The 21,779-nt window shown below is 73.7% G+C and carries 21 protein-coding genes; 16 read left to right on the forward strand and 5 right to left on the reverse strand.

All coding sequences use genetic code 11. From position 1 onward, the window contains the following. From IIE03_RS12200 to IIE03_RS12210, 3 genes are all read left to right on the forward strand, one after another. A complete protein-coding gene (locus tag IIE03_RS12200) occupies positions 1-3,327 on the forward strand; it encodes a DEAD/DEAH box helicase (protein WP_318842952.1) in 3,327 nt (1,108 codons plus the stop codon). Between the two features lie 99 nt (positions 3,328-3,426). Continuing rightward, positions 3,427-5,124, forward strand: coding sequence for a cellulose-binding domain-containing protein (locus tag IIE03_RS25840; RefSeq protein ID WP_225997658.1), 1,698 nt, complete (start codon positions 3,427-3,429; stop codon positions 5,122-5,124). Between the two features lie 223 nt (positions 5,125-5,347). Then, entirely contained in the window at positions 5,348-6,679 is a 1,332-nt protein-coding gene (locus IIE03_RS12210; protein WP_318842953.1) for a carbohydrate-binding protein, read from the forward strand. 195 nt (positions 6,680-6,874) lie between these two features. On the opposite strand, the gene IIE03_RS12215 is transcribed toward IIE03_RS12210, so the two are convergent. Beyond that, entirely contained in the window at positions 6,875-9,193 is a 2,319-nt protein-coding gene (locus tag IIE03_RS12215) for a RecQ family ATP-dependent DNA helicase (protein ID WP_192863088.1), read from the reverse strand. A gap of 620 nt (positions 9,194-9,813) precedes the next feature. After that, on the reverse strand, positions 9,814-10,233 hold the full coding sequence (locus IIE03_RS12220) for a hypothetical protein (protein WP_225997659.1): 420 nt from the start codon (positions 10,231-10,233) through the stop codon (positions 9,814-9,816). 88 nt (positions 10,234-10,321) lie between these two features. Between IIE03_RS12220 and IIE03_RS12225 the strand changes: the two genes are divergently transcribed. The 7 genes from IIE03_RS12225 to IIE03_RS12255 all read left to right on the forward strand — a co-directional run bounded on the left by IIE03_RS12225 (position 10,322) and on the right by IIE03_RS12255 (position 15,682). Then, on the forward strand, positions 10,322-10,780 hold the full coding sequence (locus tag IIE03_RS12225; RefSeq protein WP_192863035.1) for a Rieske (2Fe-2S) protein: 459 nt from the start codon (positions 10,322-10,324) through the stop codon (positions 10,778-10,780). Between the two features lie 226 nt (positions 10,781-11,006). Continuing rightward, a complete protein-coding gene (locus IIE03_RS12230; RefSeq protein WP_192863089.1) occupies positions 11,007-12,146 on the forward strand; it encodes a histidinol-phosphate transaminase in 1,140 nt (379 codons plus the stop codon). Further along, positions 12,143-12,796 carry an imidazoleglycerol-phosphate dehydratase HisB gene (gene hisB / locus IIE03_RS12235; RefSeq protein WP_225997660.1) on the forward strand — a complete coding sequence of 218 codons (654 nt, stop codon included), beginning with the start codon at positions 12,143-12,145 and terminating at the stop codon, positions 12,794-12,796. The genes IIE03_RS12230 and hisB overlap by 4 nt, the downstream gene beginning before the upstream one ends. 5 nt (positions 12,797-12,801) lie before the next feature. Further along, complete coding sequence (locus IIE03_RS12240) at positions 12,802-13,407, forward strand: hypothetical protein (RefSeq protein WP_225997661.1); 606 nt, start codon at positions 12,802-12,804, stop codon at positions 13,405-13,407. Continuing rightward, entirely contained in the window at positions 13,407-14,066 is a 660-nt protein-coding gene (gene hisH, locus IIE03_RS12245; RefSeq protein ID WP_192863036.1) for an imidazole glycerol phosphate synthase subunit HisH, read from the forward strand. Before IIE03_RS12240 ends, hisH begins: the two co-directional genes overlap by 1 nt. A 129-nt stretch (positions 14,067-14,195) precedes the next feature. Beyond that, a complete protein-coding gene (gene priA / locus IIE03_RS12250) occupies positions 14,196-14,936 on the forward strand; it encodes a bifunctional 1-(5-phosphoribosyl)-5-((5-phosphoribosylamino)methylideneamino)imidazole-4-carboxamide isomerase/phosphoribosylanthranilate isomerase PriA (RefSeq protein WP_192863037.1) in 741 nt (246 codons plus the stop codon). Beyond that, on the forward strand, positions 14,933-15,682 hold the full coding sequence (locus IIE03_RS12255) for an SseB family protein (RefSeq protein WP_192863038.1): 750 nt from the start codon (positions 14,933-14,935) through the stop codon (positions 15,680-15,682). The genes priA and IIE03_RS12255 overlap by 4 nt, the downstream gene beginning before the upstream one ends. Before the next feature lie 47 nt (positions 15,683-15,729). Here IIE03_RS12255 and IIE03_RS12260 read toward each other — a convergent pair whose 3' ends face one another. From IIE03_RS12260 to IIE03_RS12270, 3 genes are read right to left on the reverse strand one after another with little or no spacing between them, the layout of a single operon-like run. Then, positions 15,730-16,473, reverse strand: a complete 744-nt coding sequence (locus tag IIE03_RS12260; protein WP_192863039.1) for a S1 family peptidase — start codon at positions 16,471-16,473, stop codon at positions 15,730-15,732. Next, complete coding sequence (locus tag IIE03_RS12265; protein ID WP_225997662.1) at positions 16,470-17,048, reverse strand: hypothetical protein; 579 nt, start codon at positions 17,046-17,048, stop codon at positions 16,470-16,472. The genes IIE03_RS12260 and IIE03_RS12265 overlap by 4 nt, the downstream gene beginning before the upstream one ends. A gap of 59 nt (positions 17,049-17,107) precedes the next feature. Continuing rightward, the gene (locus IIE03_RS12270; protein WP_192863040.1) at positions 17,108-17,461 is read right to left on the reverse strand and encodes a DUF1844 domain-containing protein; all 354 of its coding nucleotides are present in this window, start codon (positions 17,459-17,461) and stop codon (positions 17,108-17,110) included. Positions 17,462-17,889: 428 nt separating this feature from the next. Here IIE03_RS12270 and infC point away from each other — a divergent pair, with 428 nt between their 5' ends. The 6 genes from infC (at position 17,890) to thpR (ending at position 21,660) form a co-directional block, all read left to right on the forward strand. Continuing rightward, positions 17,890-18,819 carry a translation initiation factor IF-3 gene (gene infC, locus IIE03_RS12275; protein WP_318842955.1) on the forward strand — a complete coding sequence of 310 codons (930 nt, stop codon included), beginning with the start codon at positions 17,890-17,892 and terminating at the stop codon, positions 18,817-18,819. 101 nt (positions 18,820-18,920) lie between these two features. Further along, positions 18,921-19,115 (forward strand): 50S ribosomal protein L35, encoded by a 195-nt coding sequence (gene rpmI, locus IIE03_RS12280; protein WP_192863041.1) that lies wholly within the window; start codon positions 18,921-18,923, stop codon positions 19,113-19,115. A gap of 67 nt (positions 19,116-19,182) precedes the next feature. Next, positions 19,183-19,566 carry a 50S ribosomal protein L20 gene (gene rplT / locus IIE03_RS12285; protein ID WP_192863042.1) on the forward strand — a complete coding sequence of 128 codons (384 nt, stop codon included), beginning with the start codon at positions 19,183-19,185 and terminating at the stop codon, positions 19,564-19,566. Between the two features lie 2 nt (positions 19,567-19,568). Then, complete coding sequence (locus IIE03_RS12290) at positions 19,569-20,471, forward strand: TrmH family RNA methyltransferase (RefSeq protein ID WP_192863043.1); 903 nt, start codon at positions 19,569-19,571, stop codon at positions 20,469-20,471. Positions 20,472-20,571: 100 nt separating this feature from the next. Then, positions 20,572-20,946 carry a spore germination protein GerW family protein gene (locus IIE03_RS12295; protein ID WP_192863044.1) on the forward strand — a complete coding sequence of 125 codons (375 nt, stop codon included), beginning with the start codon at positions 20,572-20,574 and terminating at the stop codon, positions 20,944-20,946. A 42-nt stretch (positions 20,947-20,988) separates the two neighbouring features. Next, on the forward strand, positions 20,989-21,660 hold the full coding sequence (thpR, locus tag IIE03_RS12300) for an RNA 2',3'-cyclic phosphodiesterase (RefSeq protein ID WP_192863045.1): 672 nt from the start codon (positions 20,989-20,991) through the stop codon (positions 21,658-21,660). Positions 21,661-21,779 lie beyond the last annotated feature (119 nt).

Consider the following 21,779-nt stretch of genomic DNA (forward strand, 5'->3'; position numbering starts at 1 on the left):
GTGCCCTCGACCCCGCCGCCTCGCATCGGCATCGCCGCGATCAAGCATCTCGTGGGCGGCGGCGCCTTCGAACGGGGGCGGGGTTACCAGGCTGACGGGCGCGTGCTGGGCCGGATGTGGGATCCCGCGGCGCGCGTGCTGACCGGTTCGGTCGGCGGGACCAGGAGTCGCCCCTACGAATGCGAGATCCGGTTCACCGTGAGCCCCGTGGGACGGTACGCGGTGGCCGGGACGGAGTGCTCGTGTCCCGTGGGCGCGTACTGCAAGCATGTCGTCGCGGTGCTCCTGGACGCCGAGCAGGGCGCGGACGTGCCGCCCGGCGGCTCGGCCGCGACCCCGCGTCACACGCAGTGGCGGGGCTGGATGCGGCGGTTCACGGCGGCTCCCGTGAGGGCGCCGCGCGTGTCCGGCGGTGCGGCCGAGCCGGAACTCGCCCTGGGGGTCCAGGTGCGCGAGCGCGCCGAGGGGACGGTGCTGCAGGCCAAGCCGGTCCGCCGGACCCTCAAGGGGACGTGGAGCAGGAGCAACGACGTCACGTGGGACTCGCTGCGCCACGGGTACGGCTACGGCGTCGGCCGCGAGGTGGCGGGACGGGCGGACCGGCGCGTGCGGGCCTGGTTCGCCGAGCTGGGTGATCTCGCCGGGATGCGGTACGGGTCCGGAGCCTGGCGGGACCTGGGCGATTTCGGCCGTCTGCTGTGGCCGCTGTTGGGTGAGGCGGAAGAACTCGGGGTGCCCGTGGTGGGTGTCGGGCGCGGCGACGAGGTGCGCCTCGCGTCGTCGTCGGACCTGGCGCTGGACCTCCGCAGGGCCGACGGGGCGTCCGGGCTGCGCGTGGGCGCCTCGGTCCGGTTCGACGGCGAGGAGCCGCGCCGGGACTCGGAGTGCGGGGCGCTGGGCGCGCACGGGCTGTTCGCGGTGACGCCGCTGGGCACGACCCGGCGCCTGATCACGATCGGGCCGACGGCGGAACCGCTCACGGAGGCGCAGCTCGACGCGCTGGCCATGCCGGAGCTCGACGTCCCGGAACGTGACGTGCCGGAGTTCCTCACCGACTACTACCCGCGGCTGCGCAGCCGCGTGACCGTGCGGGCGGCGGGCGACCTCGACCTTCCGGAGGAGGTGGAGCCGGTCCTCGTGTGCACGGCGGTCTTCTCGGGGCCGGACCGGGCGACGGTCACCTGGTCCTGGGAGTACGGCACGGGCGCCCTCGGGCGACGGTACGCCGTCGGCGACGGCGGTGGGATCGACCTGCGTGACCTCGCCGCGGAGGCGCGGATCGCGGCCCTCGCCTCGGCGGCGGTACGGCAGAGCTCGACGTTCTCCGGTTTCCGGCTCGTCGGCCGGCACGAGGTCGGCGGCCTGGCGGTGCTGGAGCTCGGCACCGAGGTGCTGCCCGCGCTCGAGGCGATGGCCGGGGTCCGCGTCGAGACGCACGAGCGCCCCGACTACACCGAGCTGAGCGATGCGCCGACGGTGTCGGTCTCCGCCGCCGAGTCCGGCGACCTGGACTGGTTCGACCTCGGCGTCGCGGTGAGCGTGGACGGTCGCGAGGTGCCGCTGCCGGTGCTGCTGGCGGCCCTGACCCGCGGCGACGACCGCGTCGTCCTGCCCGACGGCGCCTGGCTGCGGACCGATCATCCGTCCCTGGACCGGCTGCGCGAGCTGGTCGCCGAGGCGGTCCGGCTCAGCGACCGGCCCGGAAAGCTCCGGCTGTCCCGCTACAACGCGAGCCTGTGGGGCGACCTCGCCGAGGTGGCCGACGTCGTCGAGCAGTCCGAGTCGTGGCGGCGCTCGGTCGACGGCCTGCTCGCGCTGGCCTCCGGGCCCGGCGACCTCCCGGATCCGGAGACCGAGGTACCGCTGCCCACCGGGCTCAAGGCGGAGCTGCGCCCCTATCAGCGGCGCGGGTACGCCTGGCTGACGTTCCTCGCGGAGCACGGGCTCGGCGGGATCCTCGCCGACGACATGGGACTCGGCAAGACCGTGCAGACGCTGGCGTTCCTTGCCCGTGCGCGCGAGGGACTCGGCGACGCCCCGCGCCGGGAGCCGGGGGACAAGCCATTCCTGGTCGTGGCACCGGCGTCGGTGGTGGGCAACTGGCTGGCCGAGGCCGGGCGGTTCACGCCGGACCTGCGCGTCGTCGCGCTGTCGTCGACGCCCGGACGGACGGGTACCACGGTGGCCCGGGTCGCGGGCGACGCCGACGTCGTCGTCACCAGCTACGCGATCTTCCGCCTGGCGCACGAGGGTTTCCGCGAGGTGGGGTGGAGCGGCCTCGTCCTGGACGAGGCGCAGTTCGCGAAGAACCACGCGACGCGGGCCAACGAGACGGCGCGACTGCTGCGCGCGCCCTTCAAGCTGGCGATCACCGGCACGCCCATGGAGAACAACCTCATGGAGCTGTGGGCGATGCTCGCGATCGTCGCACCGGGTCTGTACGGATCGCCGGGGCGGTTCCGCGAGGACTACGTGCGCCTGGTCGAGGCGGGGGCGAAGGATCCCGGTCAGGCCGAGGAGGCGGACCGGGTCGTGGCGCGGCTGCGCCGCCGGATCCGGCCGCTCCTGCTGCGGCGCACCAAGGAGCAGGTCGCGCCGGAGCTGCCCGAACGCCAGGAACAGGTGCTGGGCGTGGAACTGCACACCAGGCACCGCGCCGTCTACGACCGGCACCTCCAGCGTGAGCGGTCGCGGATGCTGGGGCTGCTGGACGACTTCGACGGCAACCGGATCGCGATCTTCCGGTCCCTGACGATCCTGCGCCGTCTCGCGCTGGACGCCTCGCTCGTGGACCCCGACTACGCGGGCATCCCGTCGGCGAAGCTCGACGTGCTGGCGGAGCAGCTGTCGGAGGTGGCCGCCGAGGGGCACCGCGCGCTGGTGTTCAGCCAGTTCACGTCGTTCCTGGGCCTCGCCCGGGACCGGCTGGAGGCCGCCGGGATCGCCACCGAGTACCTCGACGGGTCCACGACGCGGCGCCCGGAGGTGATCCGGCGGTTCAAGGAGGGCGGTGCCCCGGTGTTCCTCATCTCCCTCAAGGCGGGCGGGTTCGGCCTGAACCTCACGGAGGCTGACTACGTCTACCTGCTCGATCCGTGGTGGAACCCGGCGACGGAGGCGCAGGCGGTGGACCGGACGCACCGCATCGGGCAGACCCGCAACGTCATGGTGTTCCGGATGGTGTCCGCGGGGACGATCGAGGAGAAGGTCATGGCGCTCAAGGAGCGCAAGGCGAAGCTGTTCGACGCCGTGCTGAACGACGACGACGGTGCCTTCGCGGGCGGGCTGAGCGCGGAGGACATTCGCGGCCTGCTCGAGGACGGGTGACGGCGCCGGGTTCCGCCGGCTAATCGTTTCCGGGCCTGGTGGTTGATCGATAACGTTTTCGTAGCGTGCTCGGGTCATCACCGATCGAAGGAGATCCGCATGGATTCCGCACGATTCTCGCCCCGGCCGGCGTCGTCGAGGTCGCCGGCGCCGCCGGGACGGTCACGCACGCGACAGGTCCGGCGCCGGCCGCGCGGGGGCCGTCCCGCCCGGCGGCTGGTGGCCCTGGCCGCGGTCGCCTCCCTGGTCACGGCGGGCGCCGTGACGGCGATGACCGCACCGGCAGCGGTCGCGGCCGAAGGATGTTCCGTCGAGTACGACGTCGTGAACGAGTGGCAGGGCGGCTACCAGGCGGGCGTCACGGTGACCAACCTGGGCGACCCTGTCGCGTCGTGGGACGTGACGTGGGAGTTCGGGTCCGGCCAGGGCATCTCGCAGGCGTGGAACGCGCGGGTGACGCAGAGCGGGTCGCGGGTCACCGCGAGCAACGTCGCCTGGAACGGCAGCCTCGGCACCGGGCGGTCCGCGAACTTCGGCTTCATCGGCACGGGGCCCGGCGCTCCGGTGCCCGGCGCCTTCACCATGAACGGTGTCGCGTGCACCGGCGACGTCGGGAGCACGCCGACGCCGACCGGCCCGGATCCGACGCCGACCGGCCCCGGGCCGGGATCCGGCGGCGAGTTCGACGGCTCCGACTGCGACGTGTCGGGCAGTGGCCCGGGCGCCGATCCGCGGCTGCCCGACCCGTTCCTCTCGACGGACGGCAGCCGGATCACGCACCGGTCCGACTGGCGGTGTCGCCGGGCGGAGACCAAGAAGCTCGCCGAGGACACGATGTACGGCACGAAGCCCGGCCCGCCCGACAGCGTGACCGGCACGGTGACGGGGTCGAGCATCACGGTGAACGTCTCGGACGGGGGCCGGAGCACGAGCTTCTCGGCGAGCGTCGAGACGCCCGGGGGCAGCGGCCCGTTCCCCGCCGTCGTCGTCTACGGCGGCTTCGGCGGCGACACCGCGACGATCCTGAGCTCGGGCGCCGCCGTGATCCGGTACGACCCGCTGGTGGTGGGGCAGGAGGGCACGTCACGAGGCAACAAGTCCGGCGCGTTCTACGACGTCTACGGCTCGAACAGCGGAACCGGGCTGCTCGTGGCCTGGGGCTGGGGCGTGAGCCGCATCATCGACGTGATCGAGGCCGACGACGGCGGCGTGCTGGACCCCGACTCGTTCGGTGTGACCGGATGCTCGCGCTACGGCAAGGGGGCGTTCGTGGCCGGTGCCTTCGATCAGCGCATCGATCTCACCATGCCTGTCGAGTCCGGCGCGGGCGGCGCGCCGATCATGCGCGGGCTCGCCCAGGAATCCGGTGCCCAGTCGCCGAGCAGCGCCTACGGCGAGCAGCCGTGGCTCGGCGACGCGTTCGGCAGCTACCAGAGCAACGTCTCCGGTCTCCCGTTGGACACGCACCAGGTGATCGGCATGATCGCTCCGCGGGGCCTGTTCCTCATGGAGAATCCGCACATCGACTGGCTCGGCGCGGGCTCCGGGGCGACGGCGGCGCTCGCGGGCCGGGAGATCTACCGGGCGCTCGGTGAGGCGGGGAACATCTCGTACGTCTCCGCCGTCTCGGACGGCAACCACTGCGCGAACCGCTCGGAGTGGGTCCAGCCGATGCGGCAGCACCTCCAGGCGTCCCTGTTCGACGCGGGCCAGGGCCCGGGCGACTTCCGGATCTCGCCGAGCCGGCCGGGCGATCTCGACCGGTGGCGCGACTGGACGACGCCGTCCCTGAGCTGACGGGAGACGACCAGGTGCCGTCTCGCTCCGGTTGTCGGGGGGTGGTTGTCGGGGGTGGTGTGCCGCCGGTATGCGGCCGCCCGCCTCCGGCAACCGGAGCGACCGCTCGAGGCGCCGGTGTGGGAATCCCTCATGTCCGGACCGGCGTGCCTTGCTAGCGTCCTGAACAAATGGTCGCCGGAGCGCCCGCGCGGCCCGGATGCGCAAAGCAGAGGTGGTCGTCGTGAGATCCCGTCGTTCCCCGCTACTCGTCGCGGCCCTCGCGGCCGCCACCCTCGCCACGGGTGCCGTCGTCGTCCCCGGGTTGGTGGCAGCGGCCGTGGCGGCCGAGTGCACGGCGGCCGCCTGGACCGAGGGGACCACCTACGCGTTGGGTGACCAGGTAACCTACGAGAGTCACACCTACACCGCGCGCATCGCGCACACCGCCCACGTGGGCGCGGGCTGGAACCCGGCGGATACGCCGACGCTCTGGTCCGACGACGGCGCCTGCGACGGCGACCCGCAGCCGACGCCGAGCGACCCCGAGCCGACGCCCTCCGATCCCGAACCCACGCCCAGCGACCCGGGACCCACGCCGAGCGACGACCCGCCGGACACCGAGTGCGGCGTGCAGGGCCGGCCCGCGGGCAAGGTCCTGCAGGGCTACTGGGAGAACTGGGACGGCGCGTCGAACGGCGTGCACCCCGGCATGGGCTGGATCCCGATCGACGACCCCCGCATCACGGACCACGGGTACAACGTCGCGATGCTCGCCTTCCCGGTCATCCTCCCCGACGGCACCGCCCTGTGGGAGGACGGCATGGACCGCGGCGTGGACGTGCCGAGCCCTGCGGAGATGTGCGCCGCGAAGGAGGACGGCACACGACTGCTGCTGTCGATCGGCGGGGCGACCGCGAGCATCGACCTGACCAGCCAGGCCGTGGCCGACCGGTTCGTCGAGACCATCGTGCCGATCCTCCGCGACAACCACTTCGACGGGATCGACATCGACATCGAAGCGGGGCTCGTCGGCAGCGGTGACATCGACACGCCGTCGACGCAGCAGGCGAACCTGATCCGCATCATCGACGGCGTGCTCGCACGGATGCCGGCCGGCTTCGGCCTCACGATGGCACCGGAGACCGCGTACGTCACCGGCGGGAGCGTGGTGTACGGCGGGATCTGGGGCGCGTACCTGCCGATCATCAAGCGGTACGTCGACAACGGCCGGCTCTGGTGGCTGAACATGCAGTACTACAACGGCGAGATGTACGACTGCGACGGCAACGGCTACGCGGCCGGGACCGTCCAGGGCTTCGTGGCGCAGACCGACTGCCTGAACGAGGGGCTCGTGATCCAGGGCACCACGATCCGGCTTCCGTACGACATGCAGGTGCCGGGCCTGCCCGCGCAGCAAGGTGCGGGCGGCGGATACATGCCCCCGTCGCTCGTCAGCGAGGCGTACTCGTCGTACGACGGGCAGTTGAAGGGCCTGATGACCTGGTCGATCAACTGGGACGGGTCACGCGGCTGGACCTTCGGCGACAACGTCAAGGCGCTCCAGGGCCGGTAGGCGCCGAGGCCGGGCGGTGGGCCCGCCGGGATGACGGGCTCACCGGCCGCCCGGGACGGTCCGCCGTCGCGACCAACCGCCGTCGAGACCATCCGCCGAGGGGCATGCGGCACCTCCCGTCCGCGACGGGAAGGGCCGCATGGTTCTCGGCCGGTGCCCGGCACCCTGGGCCACCACGTCCGGAGGGCCCCGGAGTCAGCGGATTCCCAGCACGAACGGCAGTACCCGGGCGGCCCCCGCCTGCCGGAGCAGCCGCGCCGCGACCGTGAGGGTCCAGCCGGAGTCCGTGTAGTCGTCGACCAGGAGCACCGTGCGGCCCGGCAGACCGCGCAGCGCCGCCTCGCCGAGCTGCAGTTCGAGGCGCCGGGCGACCCCCGCGAGCCGCATCGCCGAGTTCACGTCGTGCCTGGCGGGTGCATCGTGGCCGGCGGCGGGGCCGACGGCGCCGATCATGGGCACCCCGAGATACGCCGCCAGTCCGGTGGCCAGGTGGTACGACAGCTGCGGGCGTGTCACCGACCGCACACCGACCACGCCCTCGACGAGGAGGCCGGCACCGGTCGCACCGGGTTCACCGGCGACGCTCGATGCGTCGCCCGGCGCCCCGGTCCCGTTACCGCCGGCGTCCTCGCCGGCGCTCTGCCCCGCGGGCTCCCGGAGCGCGGGCCACTCGTCCAGGACGCGCGCCGCCGCACGTCGCAGAGGCACCGGCAGCTCCCCGTCGGACGTGCCGGGACCGAACAGTTCACGCAGCGGTCCGGACCAGCCGAGCCCGTCCAGCCGGGCGATCGCGCGCCCCGGCTCGGCCTGCTCCTCCCCGGGGATCTTCCCGCGCAGATCCAGCCCGAGGGTCGACAGACCGCTGGGCCACATCCGGCGAGCCTCGACCGGCGTGCCCGGCCGGTCCATCTCGGCGCGCGCCTCGGTGACGGCCTCCGGGTCCGGCGGCTCGGGCAGGTCGACGCCGCCGCACCGGTCGCAGCGCCCGCACGTCCAGTCCCGGGTGAGATCCGGGTCGTCCAACTGGGCCCGCAGATACGCCATGCGGCAGCCCGGCGTGGCGACGTAGTTGACCATCGCCTGCTGCTCGGCGGCCCGGGTCGCGGCGACCCGCTCGTAGCGCTCGCGGTCGTAGGCCCACTCCCGGCCGGTCGACTCCCAGCCGCCCCTGACCCGGCGTACCGCGCCGTCGACGTCGAGCACCTTGAGCATGGTCTCCAGGCGGGAACGCTTGAGATCGACGTGCGTCTCCAGCGCGGCCGTCGACAGCGGCGCCCCGGCCTGTCGCAGCGCGTCCAGCGTGGCGCGCACCTGCGGCTCCGCGGGGAACGCCTGCGCGCCGAACCAGTCCCAGATGGCCTTGTCCTCGTGGCCGGGCAGCAGGACCACGACGGCCTGGTCGACACCGCGCCCGGCCCGGCCGACCTGCTGGTAGTACGCGATCGGGGACGAGGGAGCCCCGAGATGCACCACGAACGCCAGATCCGGCTTGTCGAAACCCATGCCCAGGGCGGACGTGGCGACGAGCGCCTTGACACGGTTCTCCTTGAGATCGGCCTCGAGCAGCTCGCGCTGCGCGGGCTCCGTGCGCCCGGTGTAGGCGGCCACGGCCAGGCCCGCCGCACGGAGCTGGTCGGCGACCTGCTCCGCCGCCGATACGGTCAGGCAGTAGACGATGCCCGAGCCGTCGACGTCCTGCAGTGTCTGCGCCAGCCACGCCACCCGAGTGGGCTGGTCGCCCAGCTCCAGGACCGCGAGGTGCAGCGACTCGCGCTCCAGCGGCCCCCGCAGCACGAGCACGTCCTCGCGCGGTCCGGCGGCCACCGGCCCGCTCTCGCCGTCCGTCGTGCCGACGTGCCCGCTCGCGCCGGTGCCTCCGGTCACGCCGAGCTGCTCGGCGACGTCGTCGGTGACGCGCCGGTTCGCCGTCGCCGTCGTGGCGAGCACCGGGATACCCGGCGGCAGGTCGGCCAGGAGCGTGCGGATGCGCCGGTAGTCCGGCCGGAAGTCGTGCCCCCAATCGGAGATGCAGTGTGCCTCGTCGATGACCACGAGCCCGGCATCGGCCGCCAGGCGGGGCAGCACGTCGTCGCGGAACGCCGGGTTGTTCAGCCGCTCGGGAGAGCACAGCAGCACGTCCACGGCGCCGGCGGCGATGTCGGCGTGGATCTGGTCCCACTCCGTGACGTTGGACGAGTTGATCGTCACCGCACGGATCCCGGCACGCTCGGCGGCGGCGATCTGATCGCGCATGAGCGCCAGCAGCGGGGAGACGATCACCGTGGGACCCGCGCCCCGGGCCCGCAGCAGCTTCGTCGCCACGAAGTACACGGCCGACTTGCCCCAGCCCGTGCGCTGCACCACCAGGGCGCGGCGCCGGAACGCGGCCAGCGCCTCGATCGCGCGCCACTGATCCTCCCGCAGCGCGGCGTCCTCCCGGCCGACGAGCGCCCGCAGCGCCGTCTCCGCCTCCTCCCGCAGCCCGGCACCTCGAGCCGCGGTCACCGGGGCCATGGCGACCGCTGCCGCGCGAGGCCGCGGCTCGTCGTGTGCCGTGTGCTCGTGCCCGGCCTGGTCGTGCCCGGCCTGGTCGTGCAGTGTCCCTTCGCCCTCGCCCTCGTCGCGCCCCGGTGCCCCGTGCGTCGTCGGCTCGTCCCCCGGCCCCGGCTCGGCGGAGGCCCGGCTCTCTGCGACCGCGCCCATGTGCGCGCCCGGCGCCTCGCCGTCGTCCGCCCCCGCTTCGTCGGCCCTCGCGGCGACGGCGCCACCGCTCGACCCGCCCGCCTCCTCGAGCATGCCGCGCAGCATCTGCAGCCTGGCCGCCTGGGCCTCAGGGGTGTTCCGGGCCGACGGCGGCAGCGCGGGCTCACCGAGCTCGACGAGAACGGCGTCGTCGTCCGGCGGCTCCTCCACGGTGAACGGAAGGTCTGCGAAGGGATCGTTGGTCACGCCGTCGATCGTAGGGGCCACCACCGACACGCGTGCGGTGCGCGCCGCCCGGGCTGTGGAAAACCTGGCGCGCGGCGGCCGCCGCGGCGGTTCGGCGCGACGTCGTGTCTACGTCGGCCGCCGTCCCGCCCCGGCGTATCCCGCCGGCGTCGTCCCGCCCGCGACGTGTCCCGGGTCGGCGTGTCCTACGTCGTCGTCCGCTCGCGCAGGAGCGCCATGCCCGAGCCCACGATCGCCGTCACGTCCGCCATCGCCGCGATGATCTCCGGCGTTCCGGCGAACTCGAAGGGCGACAGCACCCCGAAGAACCCGACCGTGGCCGACAGGAGGTACGCCGTCAGCGTCAGGAGCCCGAACCCGATCCCGCCGATCAGTGGCAGCCAGTGGCGCCACACGATGATCGCCGCGGTCAGGATCACACCGCCCACGGCGTTGAGCACGAACATCGGGCCGACGACGTCGATGTCGCGGTATCCCTCGAACCAGAGGACGAGGTGGACCATCGCGGAGACGAACACGCCCGCCGCGCCGAACCACCGCCAGACGGTCGAGACGGGAGACCTGTCCTGGTCCATCGCTGGCGTGTCGTGCGGTGACGGGTCCATGATCGACATGGTGCCGAAAGCGGCGCCGCTACGCCAGGGCGTCTCTCCGGACGACCTCTCCGAACGACGACGGCGAAAGGTGAGGGAGATGGCGGAACGCGCAGGGGCGACCGACATGACCCGCCGCGAGATCCTGCGCCGGGCGGGCGTCACCTCCGGAACCTTGGTGGGTGGGGTGGCGCTCGCCGCCTGCTCGGGGGGCGGCGAGGAGCCGGCCGCGACGTCCGGGGCCGGGCAGGGGACGGGCGGAGGGACGGACGGCGTCGTCGTCCCGCTCGCGGACGTCCCGGTCGGCGGGGCCGTGTCCGCCACGATCGACGGCCAGGAGGTCCTCGTCACGCAGCCGGTCGAGGGCGAGATCCACGCGTTCAGCGCAATCTGCACCCATCAGGGCTGCACGGTCGCGCCGGGGGACGGCGAGCTCGCCTGCCCGTGTCACGGCTCGCGCTACGCGCTGACCGACGCGGCGGTCCTCGCGGGCCCCGCGCCCGAGCCGCTCCCGGAGATCGCGGTCGTCGTCGACGGCGACGACGTGGTGACGTCGTAGCCGGGCACGTGACAAGCCGGGTACGTGGCAAGCCGGGCACATGGCAAGCCGGGCACATGGCGAGGCGGTGGCAAGGAGAGCCGGCGGGCGGGAGCGCCGCCCGCTGGGCGGACTCCCGCGCGGCCGTGTCGGCCCCCTTCCGTAGACTGACCCGGTGATCGCATCCCGCACCGAGACCCGGTCGTCCGGCGCCGCGGCGCCCGGCGGACCCGCCCCGTTCGGGGGCCTGCCGATCCGGCCCGAGCTCGCGCACGAGCAGCCGTACGGCGCCCCGCAGCTCGACGTCCCGGTGCTGCTCAACGTGAACGAGAACCCGTACCCGCCGGCCCCCGAGGTCGTCGAGACGATCGCCGGCGAGGTCGCCGGCGCGGCGGCCTCGCTCAACCGCTACCCGGACCGCGACTTCGCCGCGCTGCGCGAGGAGCTGGCGGACTACCTCGAGCTCGAGTCCGGCGTGCCGATGGGGCCCTTCTCGGTCTGGGCGGCCAACGGCTCCAACGAGGTGATGCTCCACCTGCTGCAGGCGTTCGGCGGGCCGGGACGCACCGCGCTGTCGTTCGCGCCCACCTATTCGATGTACCCGGAGTACGCTCGCGACACCCACACCCGCTGGGTCACGGCCCGCCGCGAGGACGACTTCACCGTCGACCCGGTCAAGGCCGCCGCCGCGATCGCCGAGCACCGCCCGTCCGTGATCCTGCTGGCCAGCCCCAACAACCCGACCGGCACCGCGCTGCCGCTGAGCACCGTCGAGGCGGTCCTCGACGCCGCGTCCGCCGTGGCCCCGGCCACCCCCGCCGTCGTCGTCGTGGACGAGGCCTACGCCGAGTTCCGCCGCGCGGGCACGCCCAGCGCCGTCGGTCTCCTGGCCCGCCACCCCAACCTCGCCGTCACCCGCACCATGTCCAAGGCGTTCGCACTGGCGGGCGCCCGCGTCGGCTACCTCGCCGCCCAGCCGCACCTGGTGGACGCGCTGCGCGTGGTGCGCCTGCCCTACCACCTGTCCGCCGTCACGCAGGCGGTCGCGCGAGCGGCGCTGCGGCACCGCGACGCGCTGATGGCGCAGATCGGCAGCCTGCGCGGGGAACGTGACCGGCTCGTCGCCTGGCTGCGGGAGCAGCACGGCCCCGACGGCGTCCCGCTCCGCGTCGCCGACTCCGACGCCAACTTCGCCCTGTTCGGCACCTTCGCCGACCGGCACGCCGTCTGGCAGGGCCTGCTGGATCGCGGCGTGCTGATCCGCGAGACGGGCCCGGACGGCTGGCTCCGCGTGTCCGTCGGCACGCCGGAGGAGAACACCGCGTTCCGTGACGCCCTCACGGATGTGCTCGAAGACCTCACGCACGTGACCGAGGAGACCGCATGATGCCCGCCGAACCGTCGTCGCCGGCCGCTCAGGCCCCTCCGCCCGGCCCGGCCCCGCGTACCGCCCGCATCGAGCGCGCCACCTCCGAGTCGAAGGTCACCGTCGAGCTCGACCTCGACGGCGCGGGCCGCACCGACATCGCCACGGGCGTGCCCTTCTACGACCACATGCTCACCGCGCTCGGCAAGCACTCGCTGATCGACCTGACCGTCCACGCCGACGGCGACACGCACGTCGACGCCCACCACACCGTCGAGGACGTCGCGATCTGCCTCGGACAGGCGCTGCGCCAGGCGCTCGGCGACAAGCACGGCATCGCCCGCTACGGCGACGCCACGGTCCCCCTGGACGAGGCGCTCGCGCTCGCCGTGGTCGACGTCTCCGGCCGCCCGTACCTCGTGCACGAGGGCGAGCCCGCAGGCCAGGAGTACCACCTGATCGGCGGCCACTTCACGGGCAGCCTCACCCGGCACGTCCTGGAGTCGCTGGCGCACCACGCCCACGTCACCCTGCACGTGCGCGTGCTCGCCGGCCGCGATCCCCACCACATCGTCGAAGCCCAGTTCAAGGCCCTGGCGCGTGCCCTGCGCGCCGCCGTCGCGCGCGATCCGCGCGTCGAGGGCATCCCGTCCACGAAGGGTGCGCTGTAACGCCCATGACCGACACACCCCGTCCCGTAGGCGACCCCGGCGAGAACGAACCGGAGTTCCCCGCCGTCCCCGACGACCTGAGCTCGCTCGACGACCTCGGCATCGAGGTCCCGGACGACCTGTCAGAGCTCACCCAGCCCTCGTCCGAACCGGACATGGCCGTCCTGATCACGCAGATCGCGGGTGCCGAGCCGCTCGCCGCGGCCGCGTCGCTGGCCGGGCTGGACCTCGACGCGGTACCCACCGAGGTCGGGGCGCTCGCCGTGCTGCGCGACCCGACAGGGGGCGGCCCCGACGCGGCCGCGGCCGCGCTGTCGCAGGTCGTGCGCGGCGTCCCCCTGGTCCAGGTGACGCGCAAGGGCGAGCAGCTGACATGCGTCCGCTGGTCCGACGGCGAGCGCGGGGACGAGATCTCCCCGGCGCTGCTGCTCGGCGGCGCCCCGCAGACGGTCGAGGACGTGCTGACCGGCTACGCGAAGGTGGCGGACCTCGAGGGCGTCGTGGCCTCCGGCTCGATCGGCCGGGTGAAGGCGATGCGTATGCTGGCCTCGGCCGCGCGCAAGGCCCGCCGGGCGAGCCGCGGCAAGCCCGGCAAGCGGGACGACGTCTGATGGGCTCGCGCGTCGTCGTCCTCGACTACGGCTTCGGCAACGTCCGCTCGGCCACGCGGGCCTTGGAACGGGTGGGCGCCGAGGTGACGCTCACCGCCGACCGGGCCGCCGCCCAGGACGCGGACGGCCTGGTGGTGCCCGGCGTGGGCGCCTTCGCCGCCTGCATGGCGGGCCTGCGGAAGGTGCGGGGCCACGAGGTGATCGGCCGCCGCATCGCGGGTGGCCGTCCCGTGCTCGGCATCTGCGTCGGTATGCAGATCCTGTTCGACGCCGGGGTGGAGCACGGCGAGCGCGCCGAGGGCATGGGGGAGTGGCCCGGGGCCGTCGAGCGGCTCGACGCCCCCGTGGTGCCCCACATGGGCTGGGCACGGATCGAGGCTCCGGAGGGATCACGGCTCTTCGAGGGAGTCGAGCAGGAACGCTTCTACTTCGTGCACTCGTACGCCGCGCAGACCTTCACGCGGGGCCACGACGCGTTCGCCGACCCGCGCTTCCGGCCGCCCCTGGTCACCTGGGCGCACGCGGGCACGCCCGGACACGGCACGCGATTCGTCGCCGCCGTCGAGGACGGGCCGCTGTCGGCGACGCAGTTCCACCCCGAGAAATCCGGCGACGCCGGAGCCCGGCTCCTGGAGAACTGGGTCCGCGGCCTCGGCTGAGCGCCGCGGTCGTGCCATGTCCGACGACGGCGTCCGTGGTCCGTTCCGTACGGGGCGGACCACGGACCGCCGTCGTACACCGACGATCAGACGGACCATGATCGGATGGTCAGTCAGACAGGATTACCGATGACAGACCGACTGGTGCTGCTGCCCGCCGTCGACGTGGCGGACGGCCAGGCCGTTCGCCTCGTGCAGGGCGAGGCCGGCTCCGAGACCTCCTACGGCGACCCGCTCGCGGCCGCGCTCGACTGGCAGAGCGGGGGAGCCGAGTGGATCCATCTGGTGGACCTCGACGCCGCCTTCGGGCGCGGTTCGAACGCGGAACTGCTGGCCGACGTCGTCGGGCGGCTGGACGTGCAGGTGGAGCTGTCGGGCGGGATCCGCGACGACGCGTCGCTCGCCCGGGCGCTCGCGACCGGGGCACGCCGCGTCAACCTCGGCACGGCGGCGCTGGAGGATCCCGCCTGGACGGCCAAGGTCATCGCGGAGCACGGCGACCGCGTCGCCGTCGGCCTGGACGTGCGTGGCACGACGCTCGCGGCGCGCGGCTGGACGCGCGAGGGCGGTGACCTGTACGAGGTGCTCGGACGCCTCGACGAGGCGGGCTGCGCGCGCTACGTCGTCACGGACGTGACGAAGGACGGCACGCTCCGCGGCCCGAACCTGGATCTGCTGGCGGACGTCGCCGAGCGGACACCCGCGCGGGTCGTGGCGTCGGGCGGGATCTCCTCCCTGGACGACCTGCGCGCCCTGCGGGCCCTGCGGACGCCCTCGGGGGCCGCGATCGAGGGCGCCGTCGTCGGGAAGGCGCTGTACGCGGGGGCGTTCACGCTGCCCGAGGCGCTGGACGTGGCGGGCCGGCCGTGACCGGGGGCCGCTCGATCCAGCCCACGAGCCAGTTCGCCGGCGACGACGGCTCGGCCGACGCCGAGCTCACGCGCCTGCTGGCGCTGCACTCCACGGGCGCCGTCCCGCTGGCGGACGTCGTGGCGCGCCTCGCGGACACGCGCGTGCTCGTACCCGTGCTGGCCGAGCTCGCGGTGGGGGAGGACGTCGCGGGTCCGGAGGGGCGGACGCTGCACGTCGACAAGGAGGCGTCGTCCGGCGTGGTGGCCCTCCGGGCGCCCGACGGCCGCAAGGCGCTGCCGGTGTTCACGTCGGTGGCGGCGATGTCCGCGTGGCGCGCGGACGCCCGTCCGGTTCCGGTCGAGGCGGCTCGCGCCGCGCTGTCGGCGGTGAACGAGGACTGGTCGCTGCTGGTCGTCGATCCGGGCGGTCCCGTGACCGTGCTGGTGCCGCGGCCCGCCGTCTGGGCGCTGGCGCAGGGGGAGCGGTGGCGCCCGGCGCTCGAGGCGACCGAGGACGGCCTGCGGGTGGAGCGCGAGGTCGCGGAGTCCGTGACCGTGGCGGCGGCGCCGGTGCAGCATGTGGTGCGCGCGCACGCGGAGCCGGGTCGCAAGGCCGAGGTCGCGGTGGTGCTGGCGCTCGATCCCGGACTCGACCGGGCCGGGCTCGACGCCGTCCTCGCGCAGGTCAACGCCCGGCTCGGCGCCTCCGACGTGATCTCGCGGCGGGTCGACTCGCTGGAGCTGCGCATCGGCGCGGCGCGCTAGCTGCCGGCCGGACGGCACTGCGCGCGTCCAGGCGCCCCGCGCAGGTCTCACGGTCCCGCGCAGGTCGCGACGTCCTCGAACGCCGCGGCGTCGGCCAGCATCTCCCGCACGGTGGAGATCGGGACGAGCAGGCTGTCGTCGTCGGCGGTCTTCGCGTACACGACGCCGATCACCCGGCCCTGGTCGTCCAGCGCCGCCGAGCCGGACGAGCCCGGCTCCACCTTCGCGTCCGTGACGAGTACCTCGCCGAGGTTGGCGTTCAGGGGATCCCGGGTCGAGCCGATCACGCGCCCCGAGGAGATGGTCAGCTCCCCGCCGGACGGGTAGCCCGCGATCGTCACGTCGTCGCCCTGCTCCGGGTCCGACTCCGCGAGCACGGGGTAGGAGGGCAGCGGGTCGCGGGTGCGGACGATCGCGAGGTCCGCCAGCCCCGCCGTCGCGGCCGTGCCGACGTCGATGTCACGGCCGTCGTAGGTGCTGACCTGGAGGTTGTCGCTGTCCGCCACCACGTGCTTGTTCGTGATGAGGGTGTACTCGTCGATGGCGAAGCCCGACCCGGTCGACAACTCGTCGCACCCCACGTTGCGCACGCGCACGGCCATCCGCTGCACGGCGTCGAACCCGTCCGGCGAGATCGAGTCGCTGTCCTCGGCCGGCTCCAGGCCGGCCACGGGCGACGGGACGATCTCGCTCGGTACCGGCTCGGGCAGCGGGGGCAGCACGCCACATCCGGCGGTGGTGACGGCGATCAGTGCGGCGAGCACGGCGGCGGGGCGCGTGCCGCGCCTCACGACGCGAGCTCCTGCTGCAGCGCGTCGTTGGCGTCGCTCGCCTTGTCGCAGAGGTCGCCGACCTGGTTCTTGAAGCGGGTCAGGTCGGCGGCGTCGTAGGCGTCGGCGTCCTCCAGGTAGCCGATGAGCTGATCCTGCGCGTCCACGCACTGGCCGAGGGCGACGGCGACCTTGGCGGCCGCCTCGCTGACGCGTGCCTGGTAGTCGAGGTGCTGCCGGGACGCCACGTTCTCGTCCCCGAGCTGCGCCTTCTCGTTGGCGAGCTCGCTGATCCTGCCGGTCGCGGTGGCCAGTTGATCGCGGGCGGCGGCGAGCTCCGCGTTCGCGCCGTCGAGCTGCTGCTCCAGGGTCGCGGCCTCGGAGGCGTAGCGATGCGCCTCCGCCTCCCACTCCCCGGCGGTGCGTTGCCACTGCGTCGTGGTCACCCAGAGATAGCCGGCGAGCACGAGCGCCAGGACCAGCACCGCGGCGAGCCATGGCGCGGCGCCGGCCCGGTGTCTCGGCCCGCCCGCTCCGGACGGCGGGGGCGGCGAGCTGTACCCGGTGGGCGGCGGGACGGGAGGAGTCGTGGTCATGGGCCTACTTCGGTCGCGGACGGGTCAGCCGACGTCGAGGAGGTCGGACGCCGTGGAGGTCAGACGACGGAGCCGGTGTACTTCTCGCCCGGTCCGTCGCCCGGTGCGTCGGGGATGACGGAGGCCTCGCGGAACGCGAGCTGGAGCGAGCGCAGGCCGTCGCGCAGGGAGCGCGCGTGCTGGTTGCCGATGTCGGGGGCCGACGCCGTCACCAGCGCGGCCAGCGCCGTGATGAGCTTGCGGGCCTCGTCGAGGTCGAGGTGCTCGCTCGCGTCGTCGCCCTCGGCCAGGCCGCACTTCACGGCGGCGGCGCTCATCAGGTGGACCGCCGCGGTGGTGATGACCTCGACGGCCGCGACGTCGGCGATGTCGCGGGTCGCGTCGCCGGCGTTCTTCTCGCTGGTGGTGCTCATGGACCCATCTTTTCATCCGTGGCGCGATACGCTCGCCACTGAAGCGCTTCAGTAGTGTTCGCGAGGTGACGTTCACAAGGGACCCTCGGAAGGTGACGTCCGGACGTCGACGTTCGCGAGGCCGGGCGCGCTGAGGGCGGTGAGAGGCCCGGGCGGATGGTGCCGCCGGGGCCGCCGCCTCGTGAGCCGCGCGTCACAGCGCCCGCGCTGGGACGGCCGGGGTCGTGCGTGCTAATCTGGTCAGCGACCGACCCGGGGACTCGCTCCCCGGGTGCACCAAGTGGATCCCATCCCACCCGAGTCGCCACCGAGCGCCATGCGCCAACAGTGTCCGGGTCCCGGTCGGGCAGTCGTGTTCGTGCATCGTGCGGCTCCCCACCCGTGATGGCCTCCGCTTGTGCTCAGGGCGGGGGCCCTTCTCGTTCCTGGTGGTCCACCTGCAACTTCCTAGGAGCATCACCATCAGCGAGCCTCGCATCAACGACCGGATCCGTGTTCCCGAGGTCCGGCTCATCGGCCCGGGCGGGGAGCAGGTCGGCGTAGTTGCCACGGCAGTCGCCCTGAAGCTTGCCCAGGACGCTGACCTCGACCTCGTCGAGGTCGCCCCGAACAGCCGGCCGCCCGTCGCCAAGCTCATGGACTTCGGCAAGTACAAGTACGAGTCCGACATGAAGGCGCGTGAGGCGCGGCGGAACCAGACGAACACGATCCTCAAGGAGATCCGTTTCCGGCTGAAGATCGATCCGCACGACTACGAGACCAAGAAGGGTCACGTGGAGCGGTTCCTCTCGGCGGGCGACAAGGTCAAGGTCATGATCATGTTCCGCGGCCGTGAGCAGTCCCGTCCGGAGATGGGCCGGCGCCTGCTCGAGCGGCTGGCGGACGACGTCGTGGAACTGGGCTTCGTCGAGTCCATGCCGAAGCAGGACGGTCGCAACATGACGATGGTCCTCGGTCCGGTCAAGAAGAAGGCCGAGACCAAGACCGAGCGTCCGACGAAGCAGCGCGGTCACGAGAAGCTGAGCAAGTCCCAGGCGCGCCGTGCCGCGGAGGCGGCCGAGGCGGCAGCGGCGGCGGAGACCGAGTCTCCGGCCGAGGACACGGCGAGGACCCCGGCCGCGTCGTCGGGTCCGGCCTCCGCGCCCGCCGCGGCGGCCCCGGAGCCGGACACCAGGAAGCCCGCGCCGAGGCCGCGCACGGCACCGGCGCCGAAGCCCGCCGCCGCGAAGCCGGCGGCCGCGCCGAAGCCGGCTACCTCGAAGCCGGCGACCGCCAAGCCTGCCGTGCCGAAGCCCGCCGCGAAGCCCGCGGCTCCCAAGCCGGCCGCGCCGAAGCCGCGTGCGCCACGCAAGGGCTGAGCGACAACCACAGACCACCCTGACACCGGGACCGCCTCACCGGGCCCGGTACGCAGTGCCGGGCCCGGCGGGCCCGGCCGACATGAGGAGAGACGGCAGTCATGCCGAAGAACAAGACGCACTCCGGTGCCAAGAAGCGGTTCCGGATCACCGGGAGCGGCCGGGTCATGCGCGAGCAGGCGATGCGCCGCCACTACGCCGAGCACAAGCCGACCAAGCGCACCCGCCGTCTGGCGATGGACCAGCCGGTCGCCCAGGCCGACGTCAAGAAGATCAAGAAGCTGCTCGGCAAGTGACCCGCCCGGCGCCTGAGACGACGGCGCCCCGGACCACTTCCAGCCCGAAGGACACAAGGAGCTACACGTGGCACGCGTGAAGCGGGCGGTCAACGCCCAGAAGAAGCGTCGTACGACCCTCGAGCGGGCCAGCGGTTATCGCGGCCAGCGCTCGCGCCTCTACCGCAAGGCGAAGGAGCAGGTCACCCACTCGCTGGTCTACAGCTACCGCGACCGGAAGGCGCGCAAGGGCGACTTCCGCAAGCTGTGGATCCAGCGCATCAACGCGGCCTCCCGCGCGCAGGGCCTCACCTACAACCGCCTCATCCAGGGCCTCAAGGCCGCCGGTGTCGAGGTCGACCGCCGCATGCTCGCCGAGCTCGCGGTGAACGACGTGGCCGCGTTCAACGCGCTCGTCCAGGTCGCGAAGGACGCCCTCCCGGCGGACGTCAACGCCCCGGCCGCGGCCTGAGGTTGACCGAGAACCACCCGGACGCCCGGACGGCGCCCAGCACCTTCGACGTGACGCTCGCGAATCCGCGGGCGGATCGCGTCAGGCAGGTGCGGGCCCTGTCCGGGCGTTCGGCGCGCTCACGGCACGGGCTGTTCCTGGTGGAGGGGCCGCAGGGCGTGCGCGAGGCGGTGCGCTGGGCGCCCGACGGGACGGTCCGCGACGTCTATCTCACTGCCGCCGCCGCCGAGCGGTACCCCGAGATCGTGGACGCGGCGAAGGACAACGCCGCCGGGCAGGCCGCCCGCACCGGGTCCACCGCCGGGACGCTCCGGATCCACGTCGCCACGCCCGAGGTGCTGGCGGCGATGAGCCCGGACGCGCAGGGCGTGCTTGCGGTGCTGCGCTCGGGGCATGACGAGGCCGGCGCCGCGCTCCCGGCGGCTCGGCTGGTCGCGATCCTGTCCAACGTCCGCGACCCGGGCAACGCCGGGACGGTGATCCGTGCCGCCGACGCCGCCGGGGCCGACGCGGTGATCCTCGCCGGCGAGAGCGTCGACGTGCACAACCCGAAAGTCGTGCGCGCGACGGCGGGCTCGCTGTTCCACCTGCCGGTCGTGACGGGCCGGTCGCTGGCCGACGTCGTCGCGCGGCTCCGTGCGACGGGGTGCCAGGTGCTGGCCGCGGACGGCGCGGGTGAGCACGACCTGGACGAGCTGCAGGACACCGCCGGGCAGGGACGGAAGCCGGACCTGGCGGGCCCGACCGCGTGGGTGTTCGGCAACGAGGCGTGGGGGCTGCCGGAGGCGGACCGCGCGCTGGCGGACGCCGTGGTCCGGGTGCCCATCCGCGGGAGAGCGGAGTCGCTCAACCTGGCGACCGCGGCGGCGGTCTGTCTCTACGCGAGCAGCCGCGCGCAGCGCTGACCCGCTGCGCCGATTGCGGCGTCGTCCCCGTGCGGCGTGTCCCGTCCGGCGTGCCGGTGGTGCCCTGGCCGGGGGGCGCGCCCGCCGATAGCGTGGCGCCATGAGATATGTGCCCGATCTGACTCGCATCACCGACGCCGCGGCCGAGCAGTTCGGCGTGCGGCAGGTCTTCGGCGAGGCGTACGAGCGCGACGGGAAGCTCGTGATCCCCGTCGCGCGCATCTGGAACGGCGCGGGCGGCGGTGGTGGCGGCGGCGCGGAGGACCACGAGGGCGGCCCCGAGGGCGGCGGCGGGGGCGTCGGGTTCGGCCGCCGCGGCGAGCCCGCGGGCGTCTTCGAGATCGACGACGACGGAGCCCGCTGGGTGCCCGCCGTGGATGTGGGCCGGATCGTCCTGGCCGGCCAGATCGCGGCCGTCGCGATCACCGTGGCGGTCTGCTGGGCGGTCTCGCGGCGCCGGTCCGAGGGCCGGTGAAACACCTACCGGTTCCGGCCCGTGCCCGCCTAGGATCGATGGGTGCGCTTGTTCACGGCGGTCTTCCCGCCCGAGGGTGTCCTTGACCATCTCGATCTCGCCATCCATGGCGTGACCAGCGTCGGCGCCTCCCCGCGGTGGGTGCCGCGCGAGAACCGGCACGTCACGCTGTCGTTCTACGCGGACGTGCCGGAGGGTGCCGTGGACGACCTGGTGGAGGAACTCGCGGGGGTCGCCGGCAAGCACGGGCCCCTCGACCTGCGTCTCCGCGGCGCCGGATCGTTCGGCAGCCGGGTCCTGTGGATCGGGGTCGACGGCGACGTGGGCACGCTGCGCGACCTCGCCGAGGACTGTCTCGCCGCGTCCCCGCGCGAGGTCCCCGAGGACGTCAAGCCACATCGCCCGCATCTCACGATCGCGCGGGCCCGGGCCGGGCAGGTGCGTCCGCCGCGCGGCCGGGACCGCTGGGGCAAGCGGCGGAGCGCCTACGACGGCGGCCGTGGTGGCGGCCGGGCGGCGACGTCCTCCGAGGTCGTCCGGGATCGTTTCGCGGGTGCCCGGTCCGAGCTGGAGCCCGCCGCGCACGCGCTGTCGGTGTACGCCGGGCCGCCGTGGCCGGTCGGGGAGTTCGCGCTCGTGCAGTCCCGCCCCGGCGAGGGCGCCCAGGGCGGGCCGCGGTACACCGTCCTGGAGACGTTCGACCTGCGGGGCTGACGTCTCAGGCGCGCGGCCACGACACGGCAGGTAATAGTGTGCCAAGCGTGCCGCGACCCATACCGGCGTGACGAGCGCGGGTGGGTTGTGCCAGGATGATCGGCATGCAGGCGCGTGAT

The sequence above is a fragment of the Myceligenerans pegani genome, from assembly GCF_014892515.1.
GTDB lineage: Bacteria > Actinomycetota > Actinomycetes > Actinomycetales > Cellulomonadaceae > Myceligenerans > Myceligenerans pegani.

Excerpts from the sequence above, each read along its gene's own strand:
- IIE03_RS25840 (WP_225997658.1), top strand. The coding sequence starts at position 3,427 with ATGGATTCCGCACGATTCTCGCCCCGGCCGGCGTCGTCGAGGTCGCCG.
- IIE03_RS12215 (WP_192863088.1), bottom strand. The coding sequence starts at position 9,193 with ATGGCCCCGGTGACCGCGGCTCGAGGTGCCGGGCTGCGGGAGGAGGCG.
- IIE03_RS12220 (WP_225997659.1), bottom strand. The coding sequence starts at position 10,233 with ATGGACCCGTCACCGCACGACACGCCAGCGATGGACCAGGACAGGTCT.
- IIE03_RS12225 (WP_192863035.1), top strand. The coding sequence starts at position 10,322 with ATGGCGGAACGCGCAGGGGCGACCGACATGACCCGCCGCGAGATCCTG.
- hisB (WP_225997660.1), top strand. The coding sequence starts at position 12,143 with ATGATGCCCGCCGAACCGTCGTCGCCGGCCGCTCAGGCCCCTCCGCCC.
- IIE03_RS12240 (WP_225997661.1), top strand. The coding sequence starts at position 12,802 with ATGACCGACACACCCCGTCCCGTAGGCGACCCCGGCGAGAACGAACCG.
- hisH (WP_192863036.1), top strand. The coding sequence starts at position 13,407 with ATGGGCTCGCGCGTCGTCGTCCTCGACTACGGCTTCGGCAACGTCCGC.
- priA (WP_192863037.1), top strand. The coding sequence starts at position 14,196 with ATGACAGACCGACTGGTGCTGCTGCCCGCCGTCGACGTGGCGGACGGC.
- IIE03_RS12265 (WP_225997662.1), bottom strand. The coding sequence starts at position 17,048 with ATGACCACGACTCCTCCCGTCCCGCCGCCCACCGGGTACAGCTCGCCG.
- IIE03_RS12270 (WP_192863040.1), bottom strand. The coding sequence starts at position 17,461 with ATGAGCACCACCAGCGAGAAGAACGCCGGCGACGCGACCCGCGACATC.
- rpmI (WP_192863041.1), top strand. The coding sequence starts at position 18,921 with ATGCCGAAGAACAAGACGCACTCCGGTGCCAAGAAGCGGTTCCGGATC.
- IIE03_RS12295 (WP_192863044.1), top strand. The coding sequence starts at position 20,572 with ATGAGATATGTGCCCGATCTGACTCGCATCACCGACGCCGCGGCCGAG.